The organism is Ferruginibacter lapsinanis (assembly GCF_020783315.1).
Lineage (GTDB): Bacteria > Bacteroidota > Bacteroidia > Chitinophagales > Chitinophagaceae > Ferruginibacter > Ferruginibacter lapsinanis.
The window spans coordinates 1444706-1470364 of the sequence record NZ_CP086063.1 but is presented as its reverse complement, the minus strand read 5'-3'; the positions used below and the strand labels follow the sequence as shown (position 1 = coordinate 1470364).

Below are 25659 nucleotides of genomic sequence, written 5' to 3'. Positions count from 1 at the left end.
AAAAGGGGGTAACAAATGTTACCCCCTTATATCATTCTAATAAAATGAGATAATTAAACGTCGATCTTAGCGTATTTCGCATGTGTTTCGATGAACTCTCTACGTGGAGGAACTTCATCACCCATCAGCATACTAAATACTCTGTCAGCTTCTGCAGCACTTTCGATAGTAACTTGTTTCAAGGTTCTGGTAGCAGGGTTCATGGTAGTTTCCCATAATTGTTCTGCATTCATTTCACCCAAACCTTTATAACGTTGCGTTGTAACGCTGTCATCCTTACCTTGTCCGAATTTAGCGATCAATGCTTTACGTTCTTCATCTGTCCATGCATAATCCTGATCCTTTCCTTTTTTAACAAGGTATAAAGGCGGCTGGGCAATATATACAAAGCCTTGCTCTACCATTGCCTGCATATAACGGAAAATAAAGGTCAATATCAATGTGGCAATATGACTACCATCCACATCGGCATCCGTCATGATGATCAGTTTATGATAACGCAGTTTGGAGGTATCTAGTGCTTTCGGATCTTCCGGTGTGCCAATTTTTACACCCAGTGCAGTGAACATATTTCTGATCTCTTCATTGTCGTAGATCTTATGTTCCATTGCTTTTTCTACGTTCAGAATTTTACCACGTAAAGGAAGAATGGCCTGGTAACTTCTGTCTCTGCCTTGCTTGGCCGTACCACCTGCCGAATCCCCTTCCACCAGGTATAACTCACAACGATGTGGATCTTTATCACTGCAATCTGCCAGTTTACCCGGTAAACCGCCGCCGGTAAGTACACTCTTACGTTGTACCATTTCACGGGCCTTTTTAGCAGCTGCTCTTGCCTGTGCGGCTAATATTACTTTTTGGATGATGGTTTTAGCATCTTTTGGATTTTCTTCCAAAAATGCGGTCAATACACGGCTTAATGTGGTATCTACCACACCCATCACCTCACTGTTACCTAATTTTGTTTTTGTTTGTCCTTCAAATTGCGGCTCAGGTACTTTCACAGAAATGATCGCACTCAATCCTTCTCTGAAATCATCTCCTTCAATTTCTACTTTGGCTTTTTCAAACATGCCTTCTTTTTCACCATAGCTTTTAAATACCCTGGTAATAGAACGACGGAAGCCCGCCACATGCGTACCACCTTCAATGGTGTTGATATTATTTACATAGCTGAACAGATGTTCCTGATAGCCCGTGTTGTACAACATCGCCACTTCCACTGCAACATTGGTTGCTTCATCTCTTCCTTCGCAATAAATTACGGTAGGTAATAAGGTTTGACGATTGGCATTTTTATCCAGCATTTCTACAAACTCAACGATACCGCCTTCGCTGTAAAAAGTTTTGCTGTATGTTTTACCATCATCATCTTTTTCTCTCAGATCACTGATATGAATGGTTATCTTTCTGTTTAAGAAAGATAACTCACGTAAACGACCTTCTAAAATTTCACGATTGTATACCCCCGAGGTGAAGATGGTCAAATCAGGCCAGAACTGCACCCTGGTACCATGTGTATCAGAATTACCTATTTCTCTTACCGGATATTGAGGTACGCCGATAGCATACTCCTGTTCAAATCTTTTACCGTCTCTGTTTACGGTTACATGCAGTTTAGAGCTTAATGCATTTACGCAACTTACCCCCACACCATGCAAACCACCCGATACTTTGTAAGAATCTTTATCGAATTTACCACCGGCATGCAACACGGTCATTACCACCTCTAATGCACTCTTTTTTTCTTTGGTGTGCATGGCGGTAGGTATACCACGACCATCATCTTCTACCGTGATGGAATTGTCTTCATTGATGGTAACTGAAATATTTTTACAATGGCCGGCTAATGCCTCATCGATCGAGTTATCTACCACTTCATATACCAGGTGATGCAACCCTTTTACACCGATATCTCCGATATACATTGCAGGACGTTTCCGTACTGCTTCTAAACCTTCTAAAACCTGGATACTGTCTGCTCCATAACTACCATTTGACGGAGCTATTACTTCTTCAATTTCTGTACTCATAATTAAGGTAAATTCTCTTTACTATTATTAAAATCTATATTCACGCAAATATAAGGAAAATCAAGGGGTTTAGGGAATTTAATACGGCTTATTTGAAAGTGTTTTTTCCCAAAGATTTCCACAAAAAAAATATCCTTATTTTGCAGTATACTAAAACAGTTTATAATGAAAAAAAAATGGCTTAAACCCCTGTTATTCAGCATGACTTTTTTAGTATCTGCAGGCATATCCTCCGCCCAAAATGTGGGTATAGGAACTACCATTCCTTCTGCACTCCTGGAAGTAGCCGGCGGCGATGCCAAAATAAACGGAGTAATGATAGGAAAAGGGGGCGGAAATATCTCATCGAATGTGATCGCTGGCGATAGTGCCCTACATAATAATACAACGGGTATACGAAATACCGCCATAGGTTTAAGAGCATTATACAGCAATAAAGGAGGAAGTTTTAATGTGGCCAACGGAAATGCGGCGTTGTTCAGCAATATTGCAGGAATAGATAACACGGCAATTGGCAATGAAGCGCTCTTTTCAAACGATTCCGGTGCCATAAATACAGCCCTGGGAGATTGGACCATGTTTTATAACACAAAAGGGAATTTTAACACAGGAATTGGCGGAAGAGCCCTTTATAACAATACTATTGGCACCGGCAATAGCGCCACCGGGCTATCATCCTTATTCAACTCTACAATAGGTAGCTATAACTCAGCATTGGGATTTAACAGTGGCACTGTTAATGTAACTGGGAGCAAAAACACACTGATCGGTGCTTTTACTGATGTCACAGCTGATGATCTTACCAATGCCGGAGCTATTGGTTATAATGCTAAAGTTGCGGCCAGCAATAGTTTTGTAATTGGAGGAACGGGAGCAGATGCAGTAAATGTTGGTATAGGCATCATTGCTCCGGTAGAAAAAATGGATATTAATGGTGCTGTCCGAATCAATAGCGCCCAATACACCAACGTAGTTCACAATGCCACTACACCGGTACCCTCAGGCGGAGCCGGTACGATCGTGTATTATGATACTCACTTCTTTGGCTGGAATGGCACTGTTTGGAAGCAACTCGATAATTAACCAAACACCGCATTGCATAACGTAAAGTTTGTCAAGCTTTTACCAAACTGTGACAATCCCCCTACAGGTGCATAGCATTTTTTGGAGATTCTTACGTATCTTTGCATCGAAGTTTATCAATGTATCTGACTAAAGACATATCACCGGTTTCTCCGCAACATTCGTTCAAATTAGATGAATTGGATGTTTTGCAGGATATCAATCGTGCTGTTCCCGGCTCGGTTCATTATTCTATTAAACGGTACAGGCAACAATCTGACTGGAATATGGAAGATACCGGAATGTTGGTTTACCATTACGAAAAGAATAATCCGGATGCTAATTTCTTAGAACTAAGGTTTTGTGTATCTGGGAATATTTACTGTAAACAAAAACAGGCAGAATGTGATTTTTGTAAATTCAACGAATCAAAAACCTGTATAGAAAAAGTAACCAGCGTGGATGTATTGAGCTTTAGTTTCAAGCCCTCCTATCTTACCCAGTTTGTAAAGGGTAAAAAGCAAATGAACATTTCGGATGATGTGCTGGCTTTTGAACACAGAACATCTTTCAGCAAACAATTGCCTTTGTGTGGTAAAACAAGAATGGCAATAGAAGCTTTGTTGAATCACAACTACACAGACACCTTAGAAAATATCTTTGTAAATGCTCAAACGCAGATCCTGTTGTTATACAGCATGGATTGTATGTTGGGTGATAAAGCGGAAGTATTCTCCTGCAAATTTTTGGCGAATGAAGCCGACAGGGAAAAGATCACCAAAGCAAGAGAAGTTTTACTGCAACATATCGGCGAACCCTTAACCATTAAGGAATTGAGCCGAAAAGTTGCCATCAACGAATGTTATTTAAAGAAAGGTTTCAAAGAAATGTTTGGCACTACCATCTTTGATTTTTACCAAAGCCAACGGATGGAGCATGCTAAATATTTATTGTATGATAAAGGCTTAAGTGTAACAGAAGTTTCTGCAATGCTCGGGTATTCTTCTATCTCTCATTTCAGCACCGCTTTTAAAAAGCACACGGGTATTAAACCTTGTGAATTGTTGCTGCACTAATCGAATTATTTTAAAGTATACCTTACTCCCATAAAACCTCGTATCCCTTGGTTGGGTGCAAACATGTATGTTGGATCAAAAGTGAGCGCATAAGGATTGGATGGCGTTGCCATCACTTGCCCATTAGAGTCATATTGCACATGCTTATCAAAGGGGTCATCGGTACGAGCTATGATGAATGGATTATTTTTAGCCGGTGTAAAATTCAATAGATTTTTTACACCGCCATATATTTCACATTTTTTAAACCCTGAATATAGCAATTGTATATTTTGTATACTCCACACCGGTGAATTAGCCAGCCTTGGATCAAGCTTACCGAGTAAGGGTAAACGCATTGGACCATAGATATTTCCTGTGTAGTCAAAAGCCAGATCGATCTTTTTTATTTTATAAGAAACAGCCCATGTGCCCGTGAATTTTTCTGTAAGGATTTGCTGTTCTTTAACGCCATTCTCTGTTGTGGTCACATGCATGTAAGTGGCGCCTGCCAATATTTTCAGCCCGTTCCTCCAACTGATATCAAGATTGGCACTCATTCCTTTACTTTCTGCAAAACCATTGATATTATCGTAAATTATTTTATTAGGATCTGTATCATAGTCTGCAATGATACGGTTATTAAAATAGGTATACCAGCCCGTTAGTTCTATGCCAATAAACATTCCGTTGCGGCCATATATTTTTTTAATGTAGTTGATATTGGCATTGTAACTTTTTTCTGGTTTCAGTTCATTTTTAACTTCTACAAATCTTGCTCCCGTCAAAGCTGCATGATCTTCGGTAAACAAATTAACTACCCTGAAACCTGTACCTGCATTCAATCTTACAATATTGGTACTGTTTATACTCCACTTATATGCAATACGTGGGGTAAAAATATTACCATGCCTTGAGTTGTGGTCATACCTGAATCCGGCTAAAAATTTATGATCATGTGACAATGTAATTTCATCCTGCAAAAAAATACCGGGCAGCCATATTTTGTCGGGCTTGTTGATTGAATTAATTGCTGTAGCCGCAGTATTGTCATCATAAAAAGTATATCGCAAAGCTGCGCCTGCTAACAGGTCGTGTCGTTTGATCGTCTTATCCCAGGTAAGCTGTGTAAAAGCAATTCTTTGTGCCGCATCATAGATTATTTTACCGTATCGGCTATCCTGATCATGATCATTATAGCTCAACGAAAGCATTAATTTTTCTTTAGTAGGCAACTGATAATTCCCCAACAACTCCCAACGTTTTGTATAAATACTTTCGCCATAAATACTATCCCCACCTCTGAAAGCTTTTGTCCAACGCACATCTCCGCCCCATCGGTCTTCACCAAAATATCTTGCAGCCAGATTCAATGCCCTTCCCTCTTTACGCTGAAAATTCCATTTTTGAAAAAGAGAGAATCTATCCTGTAAGGTTACATCGGTAAAGTTGTCGTTATTGATATCGACTATATTATCATACTTAAAATAATTGGCGCCGGTTAGTACCGATGCGTTTTTACCTGCGTTAAATTTAAATCCAAGGTCTGCATTAAATTCTTTCCAGCTTGTAGCCATTACATCGGCAGAAACTATCGGGGCTGTTGTAGGAGATTTAGTGATGATATTGATCAACCCTCCTACTGCTTCACTTCCATACAGTGAAGAAGCCGGGCCCTTTACTATTTCAATTCTTTCTACAATACAGTTAGGGATACCCGATAATCCGTACACCGTTGCCAGGCTACTTACTATCGGCATGCCATCAATCAACACCATTGTGTAAGGACCTTCCAATCCATTGATATGAATGTCGCCGGTATTACACACATTGCAATTTAACTGCGGTCTTACGCCATTTACATTTTGTAATGCATCAAAAATAGAAGGCGTTGGATTCTTTTTAAAAAAAGCAGGACTGTATACTTCTACCGGCACAGGACTTTCAATTCTTTTTACTTCCTTCAGGGTTCCTGTTATTACTACCTCATCTAATTGATGTTGATGTTTTGTAAGCACCAGATCAGTAACAACATTTTCTCCCTCTGTTACTGTTATCGTTTTAACTGATGACAAATACCCTTGTGCACTACTTCTCAATTTATATATACCCGCTTTCAGGTTTTTAAAACTATAATTTCCAAGACTATCGGTAAGCACTCCGTCATTGACTCCGATCATTACAACGCTGGCAAATTGTACAACTTCGTTTGCAGCTTTTACTCTACCGGATATGGTGCCCGTTTGTGCCATCAGCAGCATATTTACCAATGTCAACATTCCCGTTAAAGTAAAAGATAATCTCATAATAGCTGTTTGAATTGTGAAATTATAAAAGTTAGGCTAGCCTAACAAATAAAGTTCATATTTTTTTCTACTTTTGAGGGATGCTATCGTTTACAGAAGAGAATTATTTAAAGGCGTTATTGAAATTATTATTGGAAAATAAGGCCAAAGAAGGGGTTGGAACAAACGAATTGGCCGGTCATTTAAATGTAAAACCTGCTACAGCCAATGATATGCTTAAAAAGCTAAAGGAGAAATCATTGGTTGATTATGAAAAATATGGAAGAATCTCTCTGACAGAATCCGGAAAAAAAATAGCCATTGAAGTATTAAGAAAGCACCGCCTCTGGGAAACCTTTTTATATGAAAAGCTGGAATTTACCTGGGATGAAGTACATGAAGTAGCCGAACAATTAGAACATATTCAATCACAGAAACTGATAGATAAACTGGAAAAATTCCTCAATTTCCCTGAATTTGACCCACACGGAGATATTATTCCAAACGCAAAAGGAGAATTTAAAGTTCAGTTTAAGCGGACACTGGCGGATATAAAAGTGGGGGAATCCTGTAAAATGGTTGCTGTAAAAGATAACTCTGTTGAGTTTTTACGATATGTTGTAAAAGTGGGATTGGGCATTAACAACCTGATAAAAGTTATTTCACAGGAAAATTATGATGCCTTGATCGAAATTGAGGTGAATGGCAAAAGATCCAGCGTTAGCCAACGGTTTGCACAAAATATTTTCGTAATATGTGAAAATTGCGAACTAGGCAAGCCTTGCCCTGAAGGAAAATGTGATATAAAATAACAATTCATCTATCCCACCTCAAATACATGGCATTTTTTTGCCATACCATTAACAAAAAAGACCCGTTTTTTCCTTTTCCGTAAACAGTTTTCCCGATACGGCACTCATACAATAAATATCTGCCGCACTTTTGCATCTCAAAAAACAAGAAATGCAAAAAATTATAACGACACTATTATTAAGTATTACAGTTCAATCTGCCCTATTAGCACAAAACGTTACAAATTCAACTACAGATACATCCGTACACTATAAAAACCTTCCTGACATCAGTGTTGTTGGTCGAAACAGCAAGAGAGACATTCAACAGATGCCGGAAGTGGTGGGCACATCAATTTATGCAGGCAAAAAAAGTTCCCTGATCGTTTTAGATAACGTTCAGGGAAATGTTGCTACCAACACCATGCGTCAGGTAATAGCAAAAGTTCCGGGTATTCAGATCTGGGAAAGTGATGGCAGCGGTATACAAATTGGTATTGCAGCAAGAGGATTGAGTCCTAACCGCAGCTGGGAATTCAATGTTCGTCAAAATGGATATGATATTGCTGCTGATCCTTTTGGTTATCCTGAAGCGTATTACAATCCTCAATTACAGGCTGTACAAAGATTAGAGATCGTTAGAGGGCAAGGCGCTTTACAATACGGCCCGCAATTTGGTGGTCTGGTAAATTATATTTTGAGAAACGGCAGTGAAATAAAAAAACCGATCCAGTTTGAAACACAACAAACAGCCGGCAGCAATGGATTGATAAATACCTACAACGCCATCGGTGGTGACACCAAAAAATTCCATTATTATACTTTTTTTGATCATAGAAGCGCAGAAGGTTACAGACAAAACAGCCGTTACTACACCAATGCAGGCTTCGGTTCATTCACGTATAAATTCACTGATAAATTTTCTGTAACTGCAGAAGTGATGCGATCAAATATCCGCAGTCAGCAACCGGGAGGATTAACAGATGCACAAATGTCTGGCGATATTACAAAAAGTTTCCGCAACAGAAACTGGTTTGATATTACCTGGACCACCCTTGCTTTGATCAGTAATTATCAGATCAATGATAGATCTAAATTGAATGTAAAACTATTTGGAGTATTGGGTGACAGAAGTAGTATTGGATTTGTTGCTTCGGGTGGAATCATCGTGGCAGATACTATCAATAAAACCACCAACCAATACAATCCGAGAAATTTAAATACCGACAATTACCGCAATTACGGACTTGAAGTAAGGTACCTGACAGATTACAACCTGTTCAACACAAAGTCTACGGTTTCTGTTGGAGCACGTTTGTATAAAGGAAATACCTATCGTTATGTAGCAGATGGTAAAGGTTCTACCGGAACAGATTATGACATGACAGTTACCGGCGGAATATGGACTAGAGACCTGGATTTTGGCGCAACCAATACTGCATTATTTGCCGAAAATATTTTCAGAATTACCGACAAATTATTAGTGATCCCAGGTATTCGTTACGAATATATCAGTGGTCATGCAAGCGGAAGAAATGGTTTTAACGGCAATACACCAATCATTTTACAGGATCAATCAAAAAAACGCAGTTTTATTTTAGCGGGTGTAGGTGCAGAATACCATGTTAACTCAACTACTGAGATCTATGCTAACATCTCACAAGCTTATCGTCCGGTTCAATTTGCTGATCTTACTGCTCCTCCAACAACGGATGTGATCGATCAGAATCTAAAAGATGCAAAAGGATATAATGCAGACTTTGGCTACCGTGGAAAAATAAGAGATTATCTATTTTTCGATGCAAGTGCTTATTACTTACAATACAACAACCGTATTGGTGTAATTGTACAACAAAGAACAGATGGCAGCTTTTATAACTACCGTACAAACGTAGGAAACAGCACCAGTAAAGGGTTTGAAGGTTTGGTGGAATTTAGTCCGATCAAAGCTTTTACAAAGAACAGATTGTTTGATATCAGTGTTTTTGCTTCTTATTCGTTCACTGATGCCCGTTACGGAAATTTCCAGGTGATAACTAAAAACAGCAATAATGATCTGGTAGAAAGCAATTTGAAAAACAAAAAGATTGAAAATGCACCTGAAAACATTCTACGTAGTGGTTTATCGGTAAGTTATAAATCATTGATGTTAACCGGTCAGTTAAGTTACACTGATGATGCCTTTGCTGATGCCAACAACACTATTGCTCCTTCTGCTAATGCACAAAACGGTGTTATCCCTTCATATACTGTTGCGGATCTAACAGCTTCATACAAATTCTCGGATATGCTGAATGTAAAAGCCGGAATCAATAATATCGGGAATGAAAAATATTTTACTCGTCGTTCTGGTGGTTTCCCAGGACCAGGCGCATTACCTTCTGATGGAAGAACATTCTTTATCAGTATAGGTGCCAAATTTTAACAAGCAGTCTCAGGCTGGTTTTTAGTATAAATGGTGAAATGTAAAAAGCTGTCTCGAAATGAGGCAGTTTTTTTTATTTTATCCGATATGGATTGTTAGCAATAATTAAATCTTTAAATTACTTTTGTAAATTCTTATATTTGAAAAATATATAAATGATTCATCCGCATACTTACATACACCCGAACGCAAAGCTTGCCCCCAATGTAAAAGTTGATCCTTTTAGTGTGATTCACCAAAATGTAGAAATTGGCGAAGGAACATGGATAGGAAGTAATGTAACCATTATGGAAGGAGCAAGGATTGGAAAGAACTGTCGTATTTTTCCAGGTGCTGTTATTGCAGCTGTCCCCCAGGACCTGAAATTTGATGGCGAATCCACCACAGTTGAAATTGGCGACAATACAACTATTCGTGAATTTGTAACCATCAACCGTGGAAGTAAAGACAGATGGACCACCAAAGTGGGAAACAATTGTCTTATTATGGCCTATAGCCATATTGCACATGATTGCATTGTAGGTAATAATTGTATTATGAGCAACAATACCCAAATGGCCGGTCACGTTGTTGTAGGCGACTTTTCTATACTAGGTGGTATGTGTGCTGTTCATCAATTTGTTCAGATAGGACAACATGCTTTCGTAAGTGGAGGCTCATTGGTTAGTAAAGATGTTCCGCCATACATTAAAGCCGGCCGTACACCATTGAGCTATGCCGGAGTTAATTCTATAGGCCTTAAACGCAGAGGCTTCTCTTTAGATAGGATCAATCAAATACTCGATATCTACAGAATTATTTATAATAAAGGGATGAATACCTCACAGGCGCTTAATTATATCGAAGAAGAATTACAGGCTACAGATGAACGTGACGAAATTGTAACCTTTATCAGAGATAGTGGCAGAGGTATTATAAAAAGATTTACAAAAGGCAGTATGGATGATGAGTAGTGCTTACTACCTCTAAAAAATAAAGCACGATCTTCTGCCGCCGGTTAAAGTAAATTACCCTTACTCCATGCCAGTTTTAGCTTTTATCAAAGCGTATATTTACAATCAATAATTTGCCCGAAATATATGAGGCTTTTACTAACCAATACCGGCAAGCGCTATAACAGAGAGTGGATCTTCAGGCATGTTGATTATACATTTGATCCCGGAGGAAGATATGCCATTACAGGCCCCAACGGCTCAGGAAAGTCAACACTGTTGCAGGTTATCAGCGGAGCCATTACACACAGCGAAGGCTCCATACAATATGAAATCAATGGCGCTATAGTAAAACCCAATGAAGAATACAAGCAGGTCTCAATTGCTGCACCCTACCTGGAATTGATAGAAGAAATGACCGCCAATGAATTTTTACAGTTTCACACCAAGTTTAAACCGCTCACTACGCCTCTCAGTAAAATATTACAAATTATAGGATTAGAAAAAGCTGCAGATAAGCAGATACGCTATTACAGTAGCGGTATGAAGCAGCGATTAAAACTGGCGCAGGCTTTTTTTACTGATGCCTCCGTTTTATTATTAGATGAACCTACAACAAATTTAGATAAAGAAGGTATTGCATTATACCATCAACTGATAGCTAATTACACTGCCAACAAATTAATAATTGTTAGCAGTAATGATACGCAGGAATATGATTTTTGCGAACAGGTCATTAAGATCAACGATTACAAATCCTGATCATCGTTTACTAGCCATCAATAAGCCCAGATCTGTATATTTCAGATTGAATCTTTCACTTAAATAGAAATTGGTAAGCGCTCCTTTAAACATATAGATACCGGCACGAATATTTTCTTTCCGCCATATAAGGTTCTCAATACCACCATTATCAGCCGTTTCCAGTAATAAAGGCATCAATACATTACTGATTGCCTGGGAAGCAGTACGGGCAAAGCCACTGGGAATATTAGGCACACAATAATGTATTACATCATACTTTTTAAATATAGGATTCTCATGTGTAGTGATCTCACTTGTTTCAAAACAACCACCACGATCAATACTAACATCAACGATCACCGTGCCAGGCCGCATATTGCTTACCATGTCTTCTGTTACAACGATGGGTGTACGTCCGCCAGTGCTGTTTAAAGCTCCTACAGCAACATCACAGGTCTTTAATTGCTTGGCCAATATTTTCGGCTCAATAACAGAAGTCCATAATCTGCCGCCAATATTATTTTGCAATCGTTTTAAACGATAGATACTATTGTCAAATATTTTCACACTTGCTCCCATCGCCAAAGCTGTACGAGCTGCATATTCACCTACTATCCCCGCCCCGATAATGATAACTTTTGTAGGTGGTATACCGCTGATACCTCCTACCAATACGCCTTTTCCATGATTGGCATTACTAAGGTACCGGCCTGCTATCAACATCACCGCACTACCGGCAATCTCACTCATACTACGAACAATAGGATTATGACCACTGGCATCTTTAAGATTTTCAAAACTCAATGCTGTGATCTTTTTATCCATCATCTTTTGTAATATCTCCCTCTTCATAACAGTAATGTGTATGGGAGAAATGATGTATTGATTCGGCTTGAGCAACTCACATTCTTCCTCACATACAGGTGCACTCTTTACTAAAATATCACATTCAAAAACGGCTTTTTTATCATAGGCAATCTGGGCTCCGGCTTCGCTGTAATCTCTGTCGCTATAGCTGGCACCATCCCCTGCCTTGGTTTCAATGATTACCCGGTGACCATTGGCTACCAACACGCCTACTGCTTCGGGAGCTAACGTGATGCGATTTTCGTTATATGAACTTTCCCTGGGAATACCGATGAACAGATTAGTGCCTTTTGGCTTTATATCCAATGTCTCTTCCAGCGTTTCGTAAGTAAAGGAATGAGAGATAAAAGGTTTTGATGTAGCCATAAAATAATTAAGAATGAAAAATTAATAATTAAAAACGAATACTCAACGTTTACCATTCAATTTTTCTGCTATTATTTTCCCCAATAGAAATTTTTACATGTAAAGTATCATCAGGGAAGATACCGGCAGCTCTGTCAGGCCATTCTACAAAGCAGGTATTGCCCGAATACAAACAATCTTCAATACCGGCCTGTATAGCTTCTTCTTCATCTTTCAGTCGATACAGGTCGATATGATAAATTACTTTTTCATCATCAGCCTTATATTGATTAACGATGGAAAAGGTTGGACTGGATATAGCATCCTTCACTCCCAACGCTTCACATAATGCATGTACAAAAGTTGTTTTGCCCGCCCCCATCTCACCATGCATGGCAAACACTTTATGGTTAACAGTTGCCGCAATAAATGCCTTTGCAACCTCGTGTATCTCATCTAGCAAAAAATTTACCTCCATGTTGCAAAGATATTTTACCCAAATGGTAAAGTATACACTTGCGTACAAACTAATTTTGCAATATGGAAAAAGTAGACTGGAAAGTAGAGGGTATGGATTGCACCAATTGTGCACTCACCATTACCAAATACCTGAAAAAAGAAGGGCTGGATGATGTAAAAGTTAATTTCATCGGTGGCGATGTAAGTTTTGTACTCAACAAAGATCAATCTAAAGAAAAATTAGCCAAAGGAATTGAAGACTTAGGTTATCATGTGGCTAGTGAACTTCCAACATCCAATTCAAAGCCTCCAACCAAATTCTTTACCAATCATTTCCAACGCTTCTTGTTCTGTCTCCCTTTCACGGCCACATTGATGCTGCACATGTTGCCCTGGCATATTCATTTTTTAATGAACCCATGGATACAATTGTTTATCTGTTTACCTGTGTTTATTGTAGGCATGGGGTATTTCGGAGTAAGTGCTTTTAAAAGTTTACGCAGAGGCATCCCCAATATGAATGTATTGATCGCCATTGGTTCGTTGGCTGCTTTTGTGTACAGCTTAATCGGTACAATAGGCAACATGGGACCCGAATATGTTTTTTATGAAACAACGGCCACCATTATTACATTGGTTTTTTTGGGTGAATGGATAGAAAACAAATCAGTATCAACTACACAAAAGGAATTAAACAAATTAGCCCGTCAGCAAAAAGTAATGGCTAATATGATCGCTTTTGATGATGAACATAAAGAACAGATCTTTCCTGTTGAAAACTCTCAACTACGTGTAGGCGACCTGGTATTAATAAAGAACGGCGAGCAGGTTCCGGCTGATTGTAAAATCTTATGGGGTGATGCTCATGTAAATGAAGCATTGCTGACAGGAGAAAGCAAACCGGTTTATAAACAAAAAAAAGACAATTTAATTGGCGGCAGTATTGTTACAGATGGCACACTAAAAGCACAGGTAACAGCAGTTGGTAAAGACACCGTATTGAGTAATATTTTAAACCTGGTAAAACAGGCCCAGGGAGAAAAACCTCCTATACAACAATTGGCCGATAAGATCAGCGCTGTATTTGTGCCCGTTGTTATCGGTATTTCGATACTTACTTTTTTACTGAATTATTTTGCTTTCAGCGTTACTGCCACTGATTCTTTAATGAGGAGCATTGCTGTATTAGTGATCAGTTGCCCATGCGCCATGGGACTGGCAACTCCTGCAGCTATTGCCGTGGGGTTAGGCAGAGCCACAAAAAAGGGTATTCTTTTCCGTAATGCAAAGAGTCTTGAATTATTTAAAAATATCACTACTGTGGTATTTGACAAAACCGGCACACTCACTAAAGGGCAATTTATCATTGCCAATTTCGAAACAACGATAGCGGAAAACGAATTCAAACAAATTGTTTTTTCGTTAGAAAAATATTCTACCCACCCAATCGCAAAAGCAATTTCAGAACAATGGAAAATAAATAATCCTATCAACTGGAAAAAAATTGATGAGATCAAAGGAATCGGTATCAAAGCAGAAGACACAGAGGGTAATATTTATTTTTTAGGAAAAAACGACACTCATAATGAGCACACCGCCTATCTCTCCAAAAACAATGAACAGATCGGTTGGTTTGATATGGATGATGAGATCAGAGAAGAAGCAAAGGCAGTGATCGATTATCTGCATTCAAAAAATATACAAACGATCTTATTAAGCGGAGACAGTAAAGAAAGATCTCAAAAGATAGCGGATGCGGTAGGTATTACAAAAGTATATGCAGAAACATCTCCGGAGGAAAAATTAAAGATCATAGAACAACTAAATAATGCAAGTCCGACTGCAATGGTAGGTGATGGCATAAATGATGCGCCGGCTTTAGCCAAAGCCACTATTGGAATTTCTATGAGTGATGCATCGCATTTAGCCATGCAAAGTGCCCAGGTAGTGTTGATGAATAACGGTATACAACATTTACCGCTGGCATTAGGATTAGGGAAACATACATTTACCACTATCAAAGAAAATCTTTTCTGGGCATTCATTTACAATGTGGTTGCTATACCCATTGCGGCGATGGGATTTTTACAACCTGGCATTGCCGCACTGGCAATGGGTTTCAGTGATGTGGTTTTAGCGATCAACTCTATTCGTTTAAATTACAAGAAAGTAATTTAATTTCAGGGCTCAATTCACACTGTTGACAACAAAGGAAATCTTACAAGAATATTGGGGATACGATTCTTTTCGCCCTTTACAGGAAGACATCATCAACGCTGTATTAGATGGCAAAGATGTATTGGCTTTACTGCCTACCGGCGGAGGTAAATCTATTTGCTTTCAGGTACCGGCCCTGGTAAAAGATGGAATATGCCTTGTTATCAGTCCATTGATCGCATTGATGAAAGACCAGGTGCAAAATTTAAAGAACAGAGGCATACTGGCTTTATCTATCTATTCCGGCATGAGCTTTCCTGAAGTAAAAAAAACTTTGCAGAATGCCGCTTACGGCAACTATAAATTTTTATACGTTTCTCCGGAAAGATTAGAAACAAATCTGTTTTTAGAAATGTTGCCTTCGATGAATATCAGCATGATCGCAGTGGATGAAGCTCATTGTATCAGTCAGTGGGGGTATGATTTCAGGCCACCCTATATGCGTATTGCCAGCCTGAGAGAATATCTGCCTGATGTACCTGTGCTGGCATTAACTGCGTCTGCCACAAAGAATGTGCAGGATGATATCTGTGAAAAATTATTATTTCAGCAAACGCATAAACGTTTTCAGCAATCATTTGAAAGAGCAAACCTTTCTTACAGTGTTTTCAATATAGCATCAAAGCAAAATAAATTATTAGAGATATTAAATAATGTAAAAGGAAGTGCTATTGTTTATTGTAAGAGCAGAAAGCAGACAAAAGATATTGCAGACCTGCTTTTACTAAATAAGATCAATGCCGATTATTATCATGCCGGACTTTCTAACGAGGAAAGAAATAACCGACAGGAAAAGTGGATAAATAATACCACAAGGGTAATTGCTTGTACCAATGCATTTGGTATGGGCATAGACAAACCTGATGTAAGAGTTGTGGTACATTATGGCGTACCGGATTGCCTGGAAAATTATTATCAGGAAGCCGGCCGTGCCGGCAGGGATGGCAAAAGAGCTTATGCTGTTTTACTATACAACGACAGAGAGCTGGCAGACCTGGAACAACTGAGTACTATTCGCTATCCATCTAAAGAAGAAATCAAGCATGTGTATGTTTCACTAATGAACTCATTGCAAATAGCAGCAGGCGGCGGCGAAGGAATGAGCCTTGATTTTGATATCGCAACGTTTAGTGCAGCTTTTAAAATAAATATTCTCACTGCTACCTATGCTATTAAAGCATTGGAACAGGAAGATATACTAAGTTTCAATGAAGTTTTTTTTAAACCATCAACCATCGTATTCAATTGCAATAAAGATGAATTGAATGATTTTGAAAAACAACATCCACAGCTTGAAAATATGATCAAAGGTCTGTTGCGTAGTTACGAAGGTATCTTCGATTACCCGGCCACCATTTATGAAAAGCAATTAGCAAAATTCTTACAGAAAAAATTATCTGATGTAGAAAAAGAATTGAAGGAATTAAAACGCTTTGGCATCATCGATTACTCACCGCAAAAAGACACACCACAAATTACGCTGTTGCAAAACAGGATGTATAACGACAGTTTTACCATTAACCTGCAGGAACAAAAAGAAAGAAAATTACATTTTGAAAAGCGGGTGAAAGCAATGGTTGACTATATCAACAACAAAATAAATTGCCGTAGTATTGAAATTGCCGATTACTTTAACGACCACACTGTAAAGAAATGTGGCATCTGCGACAACTGTATCAATCAACATGACCTGGTGATCAGCAAAGAAGAGTTTGACAATATTGCCAGGCAAATCAAAGAAGTCGTTTCATCACAAGGTGTTTCTCTGAAAGAAATATTAACCCATCTGCCGGGAATCAAAAAAGAAAAGATATGGAAAGTCATCGACTACTTACAATCTGAAAATGAATTGATGGTTAGCAAAGAGGGAAAGATATCCTGATCACAGATACAACACACCAAATTGATTTTCAGTGTTTAAACACCAAAAGGGGGCGGCATAAAAAAAAGGGACCAAGATAGAAATCTAGTCCCGCTTTAAAATCCAATATCCTATGAAAAACCAAGACGAAGATAGTGCGGAAATTACTATCATGCAAGTTTTTTCTAAACTATTTTGTAAAATGTTTTTATAATGTGTAACAATTACACAGTACAAACAATCAAACAGATGGTTTACAATGTGTTGTAAAAATATTGCCCATGCTATAATTGGGAGTTATAATAATAGGTTTAGAATAAAACCAGTTGTCAGCTAGTAAAAACACTAGTAACGGGTAACCATAAAAGACATTTTTATGCCTATAAAAGACATCTCACAATTAAAACCAACCGCTTTTTTTCCTCGTAGTTCTACCTCCTAATCCCAACGCTCCTAAAAGGGATCGTACGATGGTTGTACCGGCTGTTCTCACCATACTTTTCACGATCGTATTATTGGCAACCTTCTCAAAAGTTGATGGCTCTTCCTTTTGCCCCGGTTTTGGAGTATTATCTTCTGCAGATTTTTCTGCAGCCTCTGTTAATTTAGCTGTCAGTATCTCGTAGGCACTTTGGCTGTCAATTACCTGATTGTATTTAGCAACCAATTTAGACCTGGTCACAATACCGTCAATTTCTGCATCGGTTAACACATCCATTCTGCTTCGTGGAGAGCATAGCATTACATGAGCCAAAGGTGTGGGAATCCCCTTTTCGTTCAGCATGGTTATCAGCGCCTCCCCAATTCCCAATTGAGTGATCAGGTCTTCGGTCTTGTAATAAGTTGTTTCAGGATAATTTTCCGCTGTTTGTTTGATCACTTTTCTATCTGCAGCGGTAAAAGCCCTCAACGCATGTTGTACTTTTAACCCTAATTGTGCCAATACACTTGGCGGAATGTCCATCGGATTCTGTGTACAGAAGAAAATGCCAATGCCTTTTGACCGGATCAGTTTAATGATCGTTTCAATTTGTTGTAATAACGCCTCGCTTGCTTCCTGAAAAATAAGATGTGCTTCATCAATGAACATTATCAACTTTGGCTTATCCAGGTCACCTTCTTCGGGGCATGATGCATATAACTCCGCCAGCATTTGCAACATAAACGTAGAAAACAGTTTGGGCCTGTCTTGCAAATCTGTTACCCGTAAAACACTGATCACCCCACAACCCTTATCGTCAATACGCATCAGGTCATCTACCTCAAAACTTTTCTCCCCAAAGAAAATATCAGCTCCCTGTTGTTGCAGTTCTATTACCTTTCGCAAAATAGTGCCGGTGCTGGTGGTAGAAATTTTTCCATACGTTTTTTCTATTTCGGCTTTACCCTCATCGCCGATATATTGTAATACTTTTATAAAGTCCTTTAAATCCAGCAAAGGCATTTTATTGTCATCGCAATATTTAAATATCATTGCCACTACTCCACCCTGTGTATCGTTCAATCCCAGAATCTTACTCAACAGCACAGGACCAAATTCACTAACGGTAGCTCGTAAACGAACGCCTTTCTGGTCGCTTAGGGTTAACAGCTCTGTAGTGAATTGTGCTGGCTTATATTCCATTGCTATCTTTTGATAGCGGTCTGTCACTTTATCATTCACTGCCCCCATAGCGGCAATACCACTCAGATCCCCTTTAATATCCATCAATAGAACAGGTACACTGGCATCGCTCAAATACTCGCTGATCATTTGTAAGGTCTTGGTCTTTCCGGTACCTGTTGCCCCCGCTATCAGACCATGCCTGTTCATGGTTTTTAAGGGGAGATAGATCCCTGCATCGGCCACCACTTCGCCATCAAGCATAGCTGCCCCGATCTTAACTGATTCTCCCTTAAAAGTATATCCGTCTTTTATTGCCTGTATAAATGTTTCTTTTGCAGCCATTGGTAATTAATTTACTGAAAGATACAAATGCTTATTGAAAACCAAGCAAGGAAATGCCGTATTTTAAACTCAGTTAACAAGTGAAAAATGCTCATTTCAAGACAAAAATTAGATTTCTGTCAAATGAGGTTTAACAAAAAATTAGGTGGTATATTCGTATTGTTAAAAACGAATTAATGTTATTTGCTTATAACTTATAAACTAACAAACATGGAAGTGATAAAACCCAAACTACTATTATGCGAAGATGATACCAATCTGGGCATGGTATTGAAAAACTATCTGGAACTAAATGATTATGATATTACACTGGAAAGAGATGGCAGACTGGGCCTGGCAGCTTTTCAAAGAGAAAAATTTGACCTTTGTCTTTTAGACGTGATGATGCCTAATATGGATGGCTTCACATTAGCAGAAGAGATCAGAGATATTAATCCTGATGTGCCTTTATTTTTCCTATCAGCAAAAACAATGAAAGATGATATCATACAAGGCTATAAACTAGGTGCGGATGATTATATCACCAAACCATTTGATAGTGAAGTTTTATTACATAAAATAAAAGCCATTTTAAAGCGCAACGAAGAATTACACAAAGAAGAAGTGAATGCAGAATTTGATATGGGTAAATACCATTTCAATCCACGTCTTCGTGAATTAGGCTATGAAGGGAAAGTGCAAACATTATCTCCTAAAGAAAGTGAATTACTAAAAATGCTTTGTGAGTATAAGAATGACCTGTTACCAAGAGAAGCTGCACTGAAAAAGATATGGGGCAGTGATACTTATTTTAATGGCAGAAGTATGGATGTGTACATTGCCAAACTGCGTAAATATTTAAAAGATGATCCAACGATTGAGATAGTGAATATTCATGGTAATGGATTCAGGTTGGTTGCTTCATAAATATAGAAACACGGATAGAACAGATTTGTACAGATGCCGCTGATAATATCAGCGGCATCTGCTTTTATCAGTCAAATCAGCGTGTATATTTTTATGAAAACAACTCCCCCGGTCCGCCAAATTTAGGCATCACTCTGCCCAAATGCCTGTATGCTTTTTCTGTAGCCTCTCTTCCTCTTGCGGTGCGTTGTAAAAATCCTTCCTGTATTAAGAATGGCTCATACACTTCTTCCAATGTTCCGGCTTCTTCACCTACTGCAGTAGCTATGGTAGTGATACCAACCGGTCCGCCTTTGAATTTATCAATAATAGTGGCTAATATCCTGTTGTCCATATCATCCAACCCATGCTCATCTACATTCAATGCTTTTAAAGAATGTTGTGTGATACCAATATCAATTGCACCATCATTCAGCACCTGGGCAAAGTCTCTTACTCTTCTTAATAAACCATTTGCTATACGTGGTGTACCCCTGCTACGACCGGCAATTTCTTTTGCGGCTTCGTTGGTAATACTTGTATTTAATATTCCTGCAGAACGAAGAATGATCTTCTGCAGCGTTTCTGCATTGTAATATTCTAATCTTGATTTGATCCCAAAACGAGAAAGCAATGGCGCCGTCAACAAACCGCTTCTTGTAGTGGCACCAACCAATGTAAAAGGATTCAAATTGATTTGTACACTCCTTGCGTTAGGACCACTATCGATCATAATATCGATCCTGAAATCTTCCATGGCAGCATATAAATATTCTTCCACCACATTACTCAATCGATGTATCTCATCAATGAATAATACATCATTAGGTTCGAGGTTAGTTAATAAGCCTGCCAGATCTCCGGGCTTCTCTATTACCGGACCACTTGTTTCTTTGATGCTTACGCCCAATTCGTTGGCAATAATTCTGCTCAGTGTGGTTTTTCCCAAACCCGGAGGGCCATGAAACAAAATATGATCCAATGCTTCGCCTCTTATTTTAGCCGCTTTAATAAAAACTTTCAGATTTTCAATGGTTTGCGTCTGGCCTGTAAAATCAGCCATTTCGCCTGGCCGTATATTATTCTCAAACTCCTTATCGGCAGCACTTAAAGATTCTCCTTCTGTATTCAAATTGGGATTGGCCATGAACAATTTTTTATCTACTTTGTAAAACTAAACATTAATCACTAAATAAATAATTTATGCAAGTAGGAATCATAGGATCCGGGATCGTTGGACGAGTGCTGGCTACCGGATTATTAAAAGAAGGGCATCAGGTAATGCTTGGTACCAGGGATATTGCTAAAGAAGAAGTAGTGAAATGGAAAGAAGAAAATTCCGGTGGACTTACGGGTACATTTTCGGAGACAGCAATATTTGGAGACCTCATTATTATTGCAACTGGTGGTTTGGTTACAGAAGCCGCCATTAAATTAGCCGGAATAGAAAACTTTAAAGGAAAAACTGTTATTGATACTACCAACCCGATAGCAGCAGCCCCTCCGGTGAATGGTGTTTTACAATATTTCACTTCGATGAATGAATCACTGATGGAAAGAATTCAACAACTTATTCCAAATGCAAATGTTGTTAAAGCATTTAATAGTGTAGGGAATGCGTTTATGTATAAACCTGATTTTGGCGGCATTACGCCTACCATGTTCATTTGTGGGTATAATGATGAGGCAAAAAAAACTGTTACAGAAATACTGCATTCGTTTGGTTGGGAAACAGAAGACATGGGCAAAGCGGAAGCTGCAAGAGCTATTGAGCCGTTATGTATTTTATGGTGCATCCCCGGTTTTATCAATAACCAATGGTCGCATGCTTTTAAATTGTTGAAAAAATAAAAAGGGCCCCATATAAAATGGGGCCTTTTTATCACCATCAAAACATAAAAAAATTATTTTGCTTTCACATTTACTGCAACCCTTCTGTTTTGTGCTCTGCCTTCCGGAGTTGCATTGTCTGCCAAAGGCCACTGAGGACCATATCCTTTTGCTCCTGCAATAGAAGCAGCAGCCGCACCTGATTTTTTTAACTGGTCAACTACCGCTTCGGCTCTTTTTTGAGAAAGTATAACATTTGCTGCTGAATCACCGGTATTATCTGTATATCCTCCAAACTTAAATTCAGCTTTTGGAAAAGCCCTGGTAATAGCTACCATATTTTTTAGTTGGGTCATTGAAGTTGAATCAAGTACTGCGCCTCCTGTTTTAAAATGCAGGTTCGTACATTCAAACCAATTGCCTTTTACTGTATCCAATTGTTCGTTACCGGATAAAAATTGATACAATTTATTTTCTGTAGAATTTTCCCCTACTATCAATTTGCCGGCATTGTTTGGCAGATCGATCACTATATTACTTCCAGAATTATACAACCAATCTCCTGTTAAAGGATCTACTTTACCCAAATCCTCAACTTCTGCATTATTATCTCCATACGAATTTGCAATGATCGCATTCAGAGAATCCCGTCCATCTATTAAGGTATCAATTTCACTACAACCATTACAAAAAAAATAAAATACAGCAGCCGCACCAATTACCATTATCAATAAAGACAATGATCGTTTAAATACTCCCCCGGTTATTTCCTCAGTAGATGCAGTGGCGGTTGAAGCAATCGAATTTGGAACAAACCGCATTTTGCCGCTGAAAATATTAAATATGTTACTCGGATCCAGTTCTCCCGGCATTGCTTTCAAAACACTATTTTTTTGTTCTGCCAACAATAACGCTACCCCTGCATTATTTAAATTATTTGATGACGCATATCTACCTAATACACTTAATAAAATGGGGGTAGCAAGGCTTAGTAAAGACGCTGCAGAAGCAGGTTTAATACCTGAAAATTTTGAAATCAGCCCAGCTAGTGCTCCTGTTTTATTTTCTCCAAATAAGGCAGGCACTATCGCTGCCCCTTTATTTAATATGATGCTACCTTTATCACTTACGTATACGCTACCCAGATCTTCCAAAAAACCTGATCTACTTGCAGAATGGGCCAGATCGACAATTGTACTCACTCCTTCCGCTGTGGCTCCCTTGTCAACCATACCAGCAACGATTGAAGGCAATATCCCTCCGATCGCTTTTGATACATTGCTTTGGTTTTCTCCTAAAAAAAAGCTGGCTTTCGCTATCAATTCCCTGGTAATTAGCCCTTTAGAAGAATCTAATAAATTCAATGACATTTTTTAACTTGTTTGATTGTTTGCTAATAGGTTTTATCAAATCATTAAGATAAAATATCGGGCTTAAGGGTTGCACACCAGAAAAATTCTTTTTACACCAAAGCACCTTTCACCACATCATTTCGCCACTAATCATTAGCAAATGCTTAATTTAATGGCACGGAATGTAAATTTGTATACGATGATGAAACGCTTATCCACATATTGGCTTTGCCAGTTGGCAGGATGGGGCTTATATGCCGCCATTACCATATTTTTTTATGAAAAACTTTCTGTAAAAAAGATCGAGCAATTTTATTTTCTGATATTCATCAGTATTGCACTGGGATTATTATTCACCCACCTGATGAGGACAATCATCAAGAAAAGTGAGTTTTTAGAAAAACCGATCAAAAGGCAGATCATTTCTTTCATTATTGTTACCATCATTTTTTCAATTGCTTATGCCAGCCTGGATGTTGCTATTGAAAAGATGCTGAACTTAAGCGGATACCTTGATCCGAAGATCTCTGCATTGAATGAGATCATACGAAGTTCTATTAACAGCTTTTTTATCTTCTTTATCTGGAACCTCATTTATTATACCTATCACTATGTAGAGCGTAACCGAAAACAACAGGTAGATACATTAAAATTACAATCGCTTGTAAAAGAGCTGGAACTTAAAACGATCAAATCTCATATCAACCCTCATTTTATTTTTAACGCACTAAATAGCATCCGTGCACTGGTAGATGAAAACCCTAACCGTGCCAGAACTGCTATTACAGAGCTGAGCAATATCTTACGCAGCAGTATGCATGCAGAACAACTGGAAACCGTTCCATTGGTAAGAGAAATGAATATCGTAAAAGATTACCTGGCATTGGAGAAAATGCGTTTTGAAGAAAGACTGACCGTTGAAATAGATATCAATGAAAGTACATGGGAATTGCCTGTGCCGCCAATGATGTTACAAACACTGGTTGAAAATGCTATTAAACATGGCATCAGCAAAAAAATAAATGGAGGTAGTATTAAAGTGATCTCCGACTTTGTGGATGGCCATCACGAACTGGTGGTGCAAAACTCCGGACAACTGAACGGCTTTACAAACGGCGATGGATTTGGTGTACGCAGCACACAGGACAGATTAAATCTTTTATACCAGGGCAAAGCCACTTTTGATATTAAAAACTTAGGCAACGATATGGTAGAATCCAGGATTATTATGCCATTAAATAATTTGTAAAAATTTATAGTATGCAAAAAGCAATTATTATTGATGATGAAAGATTGGCAAGAAATGAGTTAAGAAAATTATTACAGGATTTTCCGGATGTGGAAGTAATTGATGAAGCTGCCAATGCTACAGAAGGCATTGAAAAAATTGATGCATTAAACCCTGATATTATTTTTTTAGATATACAGATGCCTGGCAAGACCGGCTTTGACATGTTGCAGGAGCTTGACAAAGCACCACATGTGATCTTTACTACTGCGTATGATGATTATGCATTAAAAGCGTTTGAAGTGAATGCATTGGATTACCTGATGAAACCGATTGAACCTAAACGCCTGGCAGATGCGTTGCAAAAAGTACAGCTGGCAGATGAAAAAGAGCTGGCTGCTCAACAGGCTTTTGGTCGTGGTATGCTGAGTGAAAACGATCAGGTGTTTGTAAAAGATGGTGAACGTTGCTGGTTTGTGAAATTGTCTGAAGTGCGTTTATTCGAAAGCGTGGGCAATTATGCTAAAGTGTTTTTTGCCGGCAACAAACCGCTCATCTTAAAATCGCTGAATGCATTGGAAGAAAGACTGGATGAAAAAATATTCTTTCGTGCCAACCGCAAGCACATTGTAAACATGCGGATGATCGAAAAGATAGAACCTTATTTTAATGGTGGCTTATTACTGGATATACAGGGTGGAGAAAAAGTAGAAGTTAGTCGCAGGCAGGCGGTGAAGTTTAAGGAGATGATGAGTCTTTGATTTGGAGATTTGGGGATTTGGAGATTTGATGATTTGGATATTTGGTGATTTGCTGAGGGCGGAATCTTTTTATCGGCATTCCATTAGGGAACTTTTATTATAGTGTATTTTTTGCTGCTGGTCTTTGCCGTAGTTGAACAGTCTGCCAACTACGGCGAAAAATTTCCAACAACGGCAACAACGGTTCTGCAATAGGCAGAAATCTTATTTCAACCTCTGTCAGCTTCCCCTTATTCAAAGGCGGAATAGCCTGAAAATCGACGATTTTAGCATTAAAAACAGCTTTTTTTGACCAAAAATGGGGGAAAAACTCATTTTTTACCCGAAAACCTCCCTGGGTTTCCGGCAAGCTTTCGGGTGTTCCCGAAAGTCTCCCTGAGTTTCCGGCAAGCCGTCGGGTGTTCCCGAAAGCTTCCCCGGGTTTCCGGCAGCCTTTCGGTACAATACCGGAAGCTTCCCCGGATTTCCGGCAGCCTTTCGGTACGATACCGGAAGCTTCCCGGAAGTTCCGGCAAGGTACCGGTATCATACCGCCTGGTTAAATGATAAATGGGCCGTCTTCGACAAGCTCAGACTGAC

20 protein-coding genes are annotated in these 25659 nt (G+C 38.8%); 12 read left to right on the top strand and 8 right to left on the bottom strand.

The window, feature by feature from the left end; all coding sequences use genetic code 11:
• Positions 1-53: 53 nt before the first annotated feature.
• On the bottom strand, positions 54-2033 hold the full coding sequence (gene gyrB, locus LK994_RS06440) for a DNA topoisomerase (ATP-hydrolyzing) subunit B (protein ID WP_229762073.1): 1980 nt from the start codon (positions 2031-2033) through the stop codon (positions 54-56).
• Positions 2034-2198: 165 nt separating this feature from the next.
• On the opposite strand from gyrB, the gene LK994_RS06435 reads away from it, so the two are divergent.
• Positions 2199-3116 carry a hypothetical protein gene (locus tag LK994_RS06435; protein ID WP_229762072.1) on the top strand — a complete coding sequence of 306 codons (918 nt, stop codon included), beginning with the start codon at positions 2199-2201 and terminating at the stop codon, positions 3114-3116.
• A gap of 119 nt (positions 3117-3235) precedes the next feature.
• Positions 3236-4171 (top strand): helix-turn-helix domain-containing protein, encoded by a 936-nt coding sequence (locus LK994_RS06430; protein ID WP_229762071.1) that lies wholly within the window; start codon positions 3236-3238, stop codon positions 4169-4171.
• A 5-nt stretch (positions 4172-4176) separates the two neighbouring features.
• On the opposite strand, the gene LK994_RS06425 is transcribed toward LK994_RS06430, so the two are convergent.
• A complete protein-coding gene (locus tag LK994_RS06425; RefSeq protein WP_317206746.1) occupies positions 4177-6456 on the bottom strand; it encodes a TonB-dependent receptor in 2280 nt (759 codons plus the stop codon).
• A gap of 80 nt (positions 6457-6536) precedes the next feature.
• On the opposite strand from LK994_RS06425, the gene LK994_RS06410 reads away from it, so the two are divergent.
• The 4 genes from LK994_RS06410 to LK994_RS06395 all read left to right on the top strand — a co-directional run bounded on the left by LK994_RS06410 (position 6537) and on the right by LK994_RS06395 (position 11345).
• The gene (locus tag LK994_RS06410; protein WP_229762070.1) at positions 6537-7247 is read left to right on the top strand and encodes a metal-dependent transcriptional regulator; all 711 of its coding nucleotides are present in this window, start codon (positions 6537-6539) and stop codon (positions 7245-7247) included.
• Positions 7248-7398: 151 nt separating this feature from the next.
• A complete protein-coding gene (locus LK994_RS06405; protein WP_229762069.1) occupies positions 7399-9651 on the top strand; it encodes a TonB-dependent receptor family protein in 2253 nt (750 codons plus the stop codon).
• Positions 9652-9806: 155 nt separating this feature from the next.
• On the top strand, positions 9807-10604 hold the full coding sequence (gene lpxA, locus LK994_RS06400; RefSeq protein WP_229762068.1) for an acyl-ACP--UDP-N-acetylglucosamine O-acyltransferase: 798 nt from the start codon (positions 9807-9809) through the stop codon (positions 10602-10604).
• A gap of 126 nt (positions 10605-10730) precedes the next feature.
• Positions 10731-11345, top strand: coding sequence for an ABC transporter ATP-binding protein (locus tag LK994_RS06395; RefSeq protein WP_229762067.1), 615 nt, complete (start codon positions 10731-10733; stop codon positions 11343-11345).
• Here LK994_RS06395 and LK994_RS06390 read toward each other — a convergent pair whose 3' ends face one another.
• Both LK994_RS06390 and tsaE read right to left on the bottom strand, forming a co-directional pair.
• Positions 11346-12560, bottom strand: a complete 1215-nt coding sequence (locus tag LK994_RS06390) for an alanine dehydrogenase (protein ID WP_229762066.1) — start codon at positions 12558-12560, stop codon at positions 11346-11348. It lies immediately after the preceding gene.
• A 49-nt stretch (positions 12561-12609) separates the two neighbouring features.
• Complete coding sequence (gene tsaE / locus LK994_RS06385; protein ID WP_229762065.1) at positions 12610-13017, bottom strand: tRNA (adenosine(37)-N6)-threonylcarbamoyltransferase complex ATPase subunit type 1 TsaE; 408 nt, start codon at positions 13015-13017, stop codon at positions 12610-12612.
• 62 nt (positions 13018-13079) lie between these two features.
• Between tsaE and LK994_RS06380 the strand changes: the two genes are divergently transcribed.
• Together LK994_RS06380 and LK994_RS06375 are read left to right on the top strand one after the other, a co-directional pair.
• Positions 13080-15176, top strand: a complete 2097-nt coding sequence (locus LK994_RS06380) for a heavy metal translocating P-type ATPase (RefSeq protein ID WP_229762064.1) — start codon at positions 13080-13082, stop codon at positions 15174-15176.
• A 22-nt stretch (positions 15177-15198) separates the two neighbouring features.
• A complete protein-coding gene (locus LK994_RS06375; protein ID WP_229762063.1) occupies positions 15199-17097 on the top strand; it encodes a RecQ family ATP-dependent DNA helicase in 1899 nt (632 codons plus the stop codon).
• A 379-nt stretch (positions 17098-17476) separates the two neighbouring features.
• Here LK994_RS06375 and LK994_RS06370 read toward each other — a convergent pair whose 3' ends face one another.
• Positions 17477-19024, bottom strand: a complete 1548-nt coding sequence (locus LK994_RS06370) for a helicase HerA-like domain-containing protein (RefSeq protein ID WP_229762062.1) — start codon at positions 19022-19024, stop codon at positions 17477-17479.
• Between the two features lie 210 nt (positions 19025-19234).
• On the opposite strand from LK994_RS06370, the gene LK994_RS06365 reads away from it, so the two are divergent.
• Positions 19235-19930 carry a response regulator transcription factor gene (locus LK994_RS06365; RefSeq protein WP_229762061.1) on the top strand — a complete coding sequence of 232 codons (696 nt, stop codon included), beginning with the start codon at positions 19235-19237 and terminating at the stop codon, positions 19928-19930.
• 91 nt (positions 19931-20021) lie between these two features.
• Here LK994_RS06365 and ruvB read toward each other — a convergent pair whose 3' ends face one another.
• The gene (gene ruvB, locus LK994_RS06360) at positions 20022-21056 is read right to left on the bottom strand and encodes a Holliday junction branch migration DNA helicase RuvB (protein ID WP_229762060.1); all 1035 of its coding nucleotides are present in this window, start codon (positions 21054-21056) and stop codon (positions 20022-20024) included.
• Positions 21057-21112: 56 nt separating this feature from the next.
• Here ruvB and LK994_RS06355 point away from each other — a divergent pair, with 56 nt between their 5' ends.
• Positions 21113-21760: an NADPH-dependent F420 reductase gene (locus tag LK994_RS06355; protein ID WP_229762059.1), complete on the top strand. Its 648-nt coding sequence runs from the start codon at positions 21113-21115 to the stop codon at positions 21758-21760.
• Positions 21761-21813: 53 nt separating this feature from the next.
• On the opposite strand, the gene LK994_RS06350 is transcribed toward LK994_RS06355, so the two are convergent.
• Positions 21814-23109 (bottom strand): OmpA family protein, encoded by a 1296-nt coding sequence (locus tag LK994_RS06350; protein ID WP_229762058.1) that lies wholly within the window; start codon positions 23107-23109, stop codon positions 21814-21816.
• Between the two features lie 154 nt (positions 23110-23263).
• On the opposite strand from LK994_RS06350, the gene LK994_RS06345 reads away from it, so the two are divergent.
• The gene (locus tag LK994_RS06345; protein WP_229762057.1) at positions 23264-24340 is read left to right on the top strand and encodes a sensor histidine kinase; all 1077 of its coding nucleotides are present in this window, start codon (positions 23264-23266) and stop codon (positions 24338-24340) included.
• 11 nt (positions 24341-24351) lie between these two features.
• The gene (locus LK994_RS06340) at positions 24352-25080 is read left to right on the top strand and encodes a LytR/AlgR family response regulator transcription factor (RefSeq protein ID WP_229762056.1); all 729 of its coding nucleotides are present in this window, start codon (positions 24352-24354) and stop codon (positions 25078-25080) included.
• Between the two features lie 97 nt (positions 25081-25177).
• On the opposite strand, the gene LK994_RS06335 is transcribed toward LK994_RS06340, so the two are convergent.
• Positions 25178-25609, bottom strand: a complete 432-nt coding sequence (locus LK994_RS06335) for a hypothetical protein (protein ID WP_229762055.1) — start codon at positions 25607-25609, stop codon at positions 25178-25180.
• Positions 25610-25659 lie beyond the last annotated feature (50 nt).